This window comes from Chryseobacterium ginsenosidimutans (assembly GCF_039536845.1).
Taxonomy (GTDB): Bacteria; Bacteroidota; Bacteroidia; order Flavobacteriales; family Weeksellaceae; genus Chryseobacterium; species Chryseobacterium ginsenosidimutans_B.
In genome coordinates this window covers 1-1,508 of the sequence record NZ_BAAAZJ010000012.1, presented here as the reverse complement: position 1 = coordinate 1,508, position 1,508 = coordinate 1, and the positions used below count along the sequence as shown (strand labels likewise).

The following is a 1,508-nucleotide window of genomic DNA, read 5'->3' as shown; positions in this document are numbered from 1 at the left end:
TCCCATTTGTAATTGTTGAATTTATCCCCTGTGAATATCTTGTTTCCGTATCTGTCATAGATCACGAAAGTAAGGTTATCCTTGTAAGCTAATTCACTGTAGTCGATAAAGTCATTTTTGTTATCCCCGTTCGGAGTGATGGCATTCAGCAGGTTGGGTACTGTAACTTCTACAGAAACCGGTGTACAGTTGTAAGAATCTTTTACATAGAATGTATGCTGTCCTCTTGTAAGTCCTGTGAATACATTAGAATCCTGCCAGTTCGCAGGCGAATCCACAGCGTATTGATAAGGAGCTTTTCCACCTGTTACATGAACGGTTACCGTATTGTTAGAGATTTCGATTTCCGTAATAACAGGATCTTCCGCTTTCTTAACGCTTACAAACTGTTTCACGAAACATCCGTTATCTTTAAGGATTACCCAGTAATCACCTACACTAACTCCTGATAATACCTGAGTGGTAGCCCCTGTGCTCCATTGGTAAGACTGATATCCTGGTCCTGGATCAAGGTTTGTTCTGCTGTCGATACAGATTATTTTGTCAACCAGTAAAGGAGATCTTTTCGGAGGAATTACTTTTAAGTTTACTTTGGCAATGGCATAACACTGACTGCTGTTGTAAACTCTGATATAAACAGTTGCATTCCCTGAGATGTAAATGTCAGGATTTACTATTTCATTAGTGGCATTGCTTGCATCTACGAATGTCGGATAGTATTTTTTAGTGATTGGAGTTTCTGTTGAAACGGCTGCAATCCTTAAATCAAACTTCGCTTTAGTTTCATCAATATCAAGGAAACATTCGCTTAAAGTAGCTTCCGTTACCACCGGAGTCGGAAGGTAGGCTAAAGTGATTTTAGCATTTCCTGTACATCCTTCGTTCGTTGTTACTTTTACATAAACCGATCCTGCAGCAGCAAGATAATTGGTAGGGTTCATAATCTGATTGGTTCCTGCATTAAGATCAGCCAGAGTAGGGTAGAATTTCTTGGTTACCGGATCATATAATGTTACAACAGCTGCTGTAAGATCAAAGAATCCTTTTCCGTTGTACTGACACGCTTTAATTGTTGTATCCATTAAAACGAAAGGAACAACATTTAAGTTTAGAGTTACATGTTCACAGTCAATAAATTCTGCTGCATTACCACAGAACTGGTAAACGATAGTGTCAGGACCCAGATATCCCGCGTTAGGAATATAAGTGATCTGGCCTGCAGAGTTAATGGTTGCTACTCCGTGTGTAGGCTGGGTAAGTATTGTAACTGTACTTGGTACGGGAGTCTGCGATGTTGTGAATGAGAAGGCAGGTGTAATAACCTTAGTTGCACAGACATTGATGCTTGCTGTTGTATTTCTTGTACATGCAAATACTTTGTAGATAGGTGTTGTCACCGGAGGGCAGGTTCCCATAGTTACTTTTACCGTATAGTTTCCTGCATTTACAGGAGTGAAGGTATTTTGTGTAGCTCCCGTAATGGCAACCCCATTTAAATACCACTGATA

General features: G+C 40.0%; 1 protein-coding gene. It reads right to left on the bottom strand.

From position 1 onward, the window contains the following. A partial coding sequence (locus ABD745_RS19405) for an Ig-like domain-containing protein (RefSeq protein ID WP_344834067.1) occupies positions 1–1,508 on the bottom strand: 1,508 nt, incomplete at both ends.